The sequence below is a fragment of the Mesorhizobium sp. M2A.F.Ca.ET.067.02.1.1 genome, from assembly GCF_004023285.1.
In the GTDB taxonomy this organism is placed as follows: domain Bacteria; phylum Pseudomonadota; class Alphaproteobacteria; order Rhizobiales; family Rhizobiaceae; genus Mesorhizobium.
Genome location: NZ_RZSB01000294.1, coordinates 1 through 6775 on the forward strand (window position 1 = coordinate 1; position 6775 = coordinate 6775).

Genomic DNA, 6775 nt, shown 5'->3' on the forward strand with positions numbered 1-6775 from the left:
CCGCGGAGGTCGAGGCGGCGGTCCAGGCCGCGCACAAGGCGTTCGAGACCGGCCCATGGCCGCGCATGAAGGCCTCCGAGCGCGCCGCGGTGCTGCTCAGGGCCGCCGACCTGATCGAGACCCGCCTGGAGGAGATCGCCCGGCTCGATGCGCTGGAGTCCGGCAAGCCGATCGCCCAGGCGCGCGGCGAGATCGGCGGCGCTATCGACATCTGGCGCTATGCCGCCTCGCTCGCCCGCACGCTGCATGGCGAGAGCTACGCCAATCTCGGCGACGATATGCTGGGCGTCGTGCTGCGCGAACCGATCGGCGTGGTCTCGATCATCACGCCGTGGAACTTCCCCTTCCTGATCGTCAGCCAAAAGCTGCCCTTCGCGCTCGCCGCCGGCTGCACGGCGGTGGTGAAACCGAGCGAGATGACGTCGGCCTCGACCTTCGTGCTCGGCGACATCCTGCTCGAAGCCGGCCTGCCGGCCGGCGTCGTCAACATCCTCGCCGGCTACGGCGCCGATGTCGGCGCGCCGATGGTCAGCCATCCGCTGGTCGAGATGGTCTCCTTCACCGGCTCGACCCGCGTCGGCAAGATGACCATGGCCGCTGCCTCGAACTCCTTGAAGAAGGTCTCGATGGAGCTCGGCGGCAAGAACGGCCAGATCGTCTTCCCCGATGCCGACCTCGACGCGGCGGCCGATGCCGCGGTGTTCGGCGGCTTCTTCAACGCCGGCGAATGCTGCAATGCCGGCAGCCGCCTGATCGTGCATGCGACGATCGCGGACGACTTCCTCGGCGCAGTCAAGGCGCTGGCTAAAAAGGTCCGCGTCGGCGATCCGCTCGACGACCGCACCAAGGTCGGCGCCATGATCTCGGCCGACCATATGGAAAAGGTAGCCGGCTATGTAACGGCGGCGCAAACCGACGGCGGCAGCGTTTTCAGCGGCGGCACCCGGCTTCAATCCAACGCCGGCCAATACCTCGATCCGACCATCGTCCGTAACGTCACGGAAGACATGGCGATCGCGCGCGAGGAAGTGTTCGGTCCGGTGCTGTCCGTGCTCACTTTTGAAACGATTGAAAAGGCATTGCACATTGCCAACAACACGCCCTATGGTTTGTCTGCAGGGGTGTGGAGCGCCAGCATCGACACATGCATGTCGGTGGCGCGCGGTGTGCGTTCGGGGACGATCTGGGTGAACACGTTCATGGAAGGTTACCCAGAGCTGCCTTTCGGGGGTTACAAGCAGTCCGGTCTGGGACGCGAACTCGGCAAACGCGCTGTCGAGGATTATACCGAGGAAAAGACCATCCAGTTTCATCGCGGCCAGCGTACCGGTTGGTGGGTCGGCTGAGTTGGGAGACGCCGGCGGACACCCGCCGGTTATGTGTATGCAACAAGGGAGGTAGTACATGTTGCGCAAACTGCTTATCGGAACGGCTCTTGCGACGAGCTTTGCGTTCTCGGCGCATGCCGCGGACGTCAAGGAAGTGCAGATGCTGCATTGGTGGACCTCGGGCGGCGAAGCGGCAGCTCTGAACGTGCTGAAGCAGGATCTGGCCAAGGAAGGCTTTGCCTGGAAGGACGTGCCGGTGGCCGGCGGCGGCGGCGACGCTGCCATGACCGCGCTGAAGGCGATGGTCGCGGCCGGCAACTACCCGACCGCCTCGCAGATGCTGGGCTACACCGTGCTCGACTATGCCGCCGCCGGCGTCATGGGCGACCTGACCGAGACCGCCAAGAAGGAAGGCTGGGACAAGTCGGTTCCGGCCGCCCTGCAGAAATTCTCGGTCTATGACGGCAAGTGGGTGGCCGCACCGGTCAACGTCCACTCCGTCAACTGGCTGTGGATCAACAAGGCGGTGATGGACAAGATCGGCGGCACCGAGCCGAAGACCTTCGACGACTTCGTGGCGTTGCTCGACAAGGCCAAGGCTGCGGGCGTCACCCCGCTCGCCCTGGGCGGCCAGAACTGGCAGGAAGCCACCATGTTCGACTCGGTCGTGCTGTCGACCGGCGGGCCGGAGTTCTACAAGAAGGCGATGAACGACCTCGATGAGGACTCGCTCAAGTCCGACACGATGAAGAAGTCGTTCGACAACCTCGCCAAGCTCGTCAAATATGTCGATCCGAACTTCTCGGGCCGCGACTGGAACCTCGCCACCGCCATGGTCATCAAGGGCGACGCGCTGGTTCAGGTGATGGGCGACTGGGCCAAGGGCGAGTTCCACGCCGCCAACAAGACCCCGGGCACCGACTTCCTCTGCTACCGCTTCCCGGGCACCGACGGCTCGGTCGTCTATAACTCCGACATGTTCGGCATGTTCAACGTGCCGGAGGATCGCAAGGCCGCCCAGGTCGCGCTGGCCACCGCCACCTTGTCGAAAAGCTTCCAGTCGGCCTTCAACGTGGTGAAGGGTTCGGTCCCGGCCCGCACCGACGTGCCGGACACCGACTTCGACGCTTGCGGCAAGAAGGGCATCGCCGACCTGAAGAAGGCCAACGAAGGCGGCACGCTGTTCGGCTCGCTGGCGCAGGGCTACGGCGCTCCGCCCGCCGTCGCCAACGCCTACAAGGACGTCGTGTCGAAATTCGTCCATGGTCAGATCAAGAGCTCCGACGAGGCCGTGACCGAGCTGGTCAAGGCGATCGACGACGCCAAGTAAGGATCGCTTGAACTCAGGTCTCCCCCGCTTCGGCGGGGGAGGTCTCCTGTCGACAAAAGGTGTGGGACAACCCTGGTGCGTTTTCGCGCCGGGCGGTTTCCGACCAACCGGAACTGGACAAGCCGATGAGCACAGTTGCCGAAACTCAGATCAAGCTGACACCGGAGCACGACGCCCGTCCCGGCGCGTCGGTACGGTCGCGGCTGCAGGATTTGTTGCCGAAGATCGTTCTGGCGCCGAGCTTCGCGGCGACGATCGTCTTCGTCTACGGCTTCATCCTGTGGACGATCTATCTGTCCTTCACCAATTCCAAGACTTTCCCGTCCTACGCCATCACCGGTCCCCGCGCCTATCAGCGGCTGTGGCGCTGGACCTTCGAGAGCGATCCGCCGTCGAGCTGGTACACCTCGATCACCAATATGGGCATTTTCGGCTTCCTCTATATCCTGATCTGCCTGGCGCTCGGCCTGTTCCTGGCCATCCTTCTCGACCAGAAGATCCGCGGCGAAGGCATGCTGCGGCCGATCTATCTCTACCCGATGGCGCTCTCCTTCATCGTCACCGGCGTCGCCTGGAAATGGTTCCTCGATCCCGGCCTCGGGCTGGAGCAGACGCTGCACCAATGGGGCTGGACGAGCTTCCATTTCGACTGGATCAAGAACAAGGATTTCGTCATCTACACGGTCGTCATCGCCGGCGTCTGGCAGGCTTCCGGCTTCATCATGGCGATGTTCCTGGCTGGCCTGCGCGGCATCGACGGCGAGATCATGAAGGCGGCGCAGATCGACGGCGCATCCACCTTCCAGCTTTACCGCCGCATCGTCATTCCGCTGCTGCGGCCGGTGTTCCTGTCGGCCTTCATCGTGCTCGCGCATCTGGCCATCAAGTCCTATGACTTGGTCGTCGCGCTGACCAGCGGCGGCCCCGGCGGCTCGGCCTGGCTGCCGTCCAATTTCATGTATGAGTTCACCTTCAAGCGCAACGAGATGGCGGTCGGGTCGGCCAGCGCCGTGATCATGCTGATGACCATCACGGCCATCATTGTTCCGTATCTCTATTCCGAGCTCAGGGAGAAGTCGCGATGAGCGCCGTCACTTCACCCGCCCGCCAGGCTTCGAGCGGCCTGAGCACCAAGGCGATCAACCGCATCGTCATCTACGGCCTGCTGGCCCTGTTCGCGATCTTCTACCTGATGCCGCTCTTCGTCATGCTGGTGACCTCGTTCAAGACCATGGACGAGATCCAGAACGGCAACATGCTATCGCTGCCGCATGCGCCGACTTTCGCACCATGGATAAAGGCGTGGAGTGAAGTTTGCTCGGGTCTGACCTGCGTCGGCATGAAAGGCTATTTCTGGAACTCCATCAAGATGGTCGTGCCGGCAGTGCTGATCTCGACGCTGCTTGGCGCGCTGAATGGCTATGTGTTGACCAAATGGCGCTTCCGCGGCCACACGCTGGTCTTCGCGATGATGCTGTTTGCTTGTTTCATCCCGTTCCAGTCGGTGCTGTTGCCGATGGCGACGATCCTCGGCAGCCTCGGACGCTTCGGCGTCACGCTGCAGAACGCGACAGGGTTCAATTTCGGCCTCGGCAATTCGACGGTGAACCTGGTCTTCGTCCACGTCGTCTATGGACTGGGCTTCACCACGCTCTTCTTCCGCAACTATTACGAGGCCTTCCCGACCGAGTTGATCAAGGCGGCGCAGGTCGACGGCGCCTCCTTCTTCCAGATCTTCCGGCGCATCATGCTGCCCAATTCGCTGCCGATCATCGTTGTGACAGTGATCTACCAGTTCACCAACATCTGGAATGACTTCCTGTTCGCTTCCGCCTATGCCGACTCCGGCGACGTGATGCCGATGACTGTGGCGTTGAACAATGTCGTCAACACCTCGACCGGCGTCGTCGAATACAATGTCAACATGGCGGCGGCGATGATCGCCGCGCTCCCCACCCTGATCGTCTATGTCGTCGCCGGCCGCTATTTCGTGCGCGGGCTGATGGCCGGCGCGGTCAAGGGCTGACCCTATTTCTGAAGGAACGACCATGGCTTTTCTGGAAATTGATGGGCTGAAGAAGCGCTTCGGGAGTGTCGAGATCCTGAAGGGCATCAATGTCGAGCTCGAAAAGGGCGGCTTCCTGGTGCTGGTCGGTCCGTCCGGCTGCGGCAAGTCAACGCTGCTCAACACCATCGCCGGGCTGGAGCAGATCACGGAGGGTGAGATCCGTGTCGATGGCCGCGCGATCAACGACCTCCATCCTTCGAAACGCGACATCGCCATGGTGTTCCAGAGCTACGCGCTCTACCCCAACATGACGGTTGCCGGAAACATCGCCTTCGGCATGGAGATGCGTGGCGTGCCTGCGGCGGAGCGCCAGGCGGCGATCGACAAGGTGGCCAAGATCCTGCAGATCGGTCATCTCCTCAACCGCAAGCCCAGCCAGCTTTCCGGCGGTCAGCGCCAGCGCGTCGCCATGGGCCGGGCGCTGGTGCGCGACCCGAAACTCTTCCTGTTCGACGAGCCGCTTTCGAACCTCGACGCCAAGCTGCGTGTCGACATGCGCATCGAGATCAAGCGCCTGCATGCCACCACCGGCACGACGATCGTCTATGTCACGCACGACCAGATCGAGGCGATGACGCTGGCGACCAAGATCGCCGTGATGCGCGACGGCGAGGTGCAGCAATTCGGCACGCCGGCCGAGATCTACAACAACCCGACCAACATCTTCGTCGCCGACTTCATGGGCTCGCCGGCGATGAACCTGATCCCGGCCAAGATCGACGGCAATGGCGCCGGCCTTTCGGTGGTGCTGGACCGCGAGTCGCGCCAGCCGATCGTGCTGCCGATGCCCGGCGCGCCCGCCGGTCTGTCGGCCTTCAAGGACAAGCAGGTCATTTTCGGTGTCCGTCCCGAAGCGCTGACCGATCCGGAAGGCGCGGAACGCAACGGGTCCGCCATCGCTACCGCCGACTGCCATATCGAGGTGGTGGAGCCGGCCGGCTCCGACACCTTCGCGGTCACCAATCTCGGCGGCAAGGGCGTGGTGGCGCGGCTGAGAGCCGATGCCAGGATCCAGCCCGGCACCAGCACGCCCTTGGCCTTCAACCTCAGCAAGGCGGTGTTCTTCGACCCGGCGACCGAGAAGCGCATACTTTAAAAGCTATGACAAACGCGGATATCGTCATCATCGGCTCCGGCATCGGCGGCGCCACGATCGCCTCCGGCTTGGCCGGCAGCGGCGCCTCGATCCTCATCCTGGAGCGCGGCGAGCCGCTGCCCGCGACACCGCATGCGCGCTTGACGCGATCGATTTTCCTGGACGAGCACTACCGGCCGAAGGAGATGTGGCGCGAGGCCGGAGGCGCGCCCTTCAACCCCGGCAATTACTACTATGTCGGCGGCAATTCGAAGTTCTTCGGCGCCGTCCTAATCCGCTACCGCGAGGAGGATTTCTCCGAGCTCGAGCATTTCGGCGGCGTCTCGCCGGCCTGGCCGTTTTCCTATGACGAGTTCGAGCCCTGGTATTCGAAGGCCGAGCAGCTCTTTCGCGTGCGCGGCGTGCTCGGCGAAGACCCGACCGAGCCGTTCCATTCAATCCCCTATCCCTTCAAGCCGGTGCCGGACGAACCGCCGATCGCGCGTGCCCGCGCTGAGCTGAAGAGCCTTGGACTGCATCCCGCTTCACTGCCGCTCGGCGTCGACATCGAGACCTGGCTGAAGGAAGGCAGGACCGGCTGGGACGCCTTCCCCAACACCGGCCAGGGCAAGATCGACGCGCAGACCGGGCCCCTGGCAGAAGCGCTGAGGGACCCGAACATCCGCCTCGAAACCGGTGCCCATGTCGACTGGCTCGAAGCCGCGCCGGACGGCAAGTCGATCGCCGCCATCCACTACACGCAGAACGGCGCGCAAAAGACGCTGTCGCCGAAACTCGTCATCCTGTCGGCCGGCGCGATCAACTCGGCCGCCATCCTGCTGCGCTCGCCCTCGGCGAAAGGCAAAGGCCTCGCCAACAGCTCCGACCAGGTCGGACGCAATTTCATGAACCACAATTCGAGCGCCATGCTGGCGATCGATCCGCGCCGCCGCAACGATAGCGTGTACCAGAAG

At 63.4% G+C, this 6775-nt stretch carries 6 protein-coding genes; all 6 read left to right on the forward strand.

Annotated elements, in window-relative coordinates:
• Positions 1–1346 (forward strand): aldehyde dehydrogenase family protein (locus EOA28_RS19710; RefSeq protein ID WP_128315181.1); only part of this gene is annotated, 1346 nt, incomplete at its 5' end.
• A 58-nt stretch (positions 1347–1404) separates the two neighbouring features.
• Positions 1405–2658: an ABC transporter substrate-binding protein gene (locus EOA28_RS19715; RefSeq protein ID WP_127253562.1), complete on the forward strand. Its 1254-nt coding sequence runs from the start codon at positions 1405–1407 to the stop codon at positions 2656–2658.
• Positions 2659–2783: 125 nt separating this feature from the next.
• On the forward strand, positions 2784–3743 hold the full coding sequence (locus tag EOA28_RS19720; protein ID WP_126081446.1) for a sugar ABC transporter permease: 960 nt from the start codon (positions 2784–2786) through the stop codon (positions 3741–3743).
• The gene (locus EOA28_RS19725; protein WP_128315182.1) at positions 3740–4684 is read left to right on the forward strand and encodes a carbohydrate ABC transporter permease; all 945 of its coding nucleotides are present in this window, start codon (positions 3740–3742) and stop codon (positions 4682–4684) included. The genes EOA28_RS19720 and EOA28_RS19725 overlap by 4 nt, the downstream gene beginning before the upstream one ends.
• Positions 4685–4706: 22 nt before the next feature.
• Positions 4707–5822, forward strand: coding sequence for an ABC transporter ATP-binding protein (locus tag EOA28_RS19730; protein WP_126081444.1), 1116 nt, complete (start codon positions 4707–4709; stop codon positions 5820–5822).
• A 5-nt stretch (positions 5823–5827) separates the two neighbouring features.
• Positions 5828–6775 (forward strand): GMC family oxidoreductase (locus EOA28_RS19735; protein ID WP_148670765.1); only part of this gene is annotated, 948 nt, incomplete at its 3' end.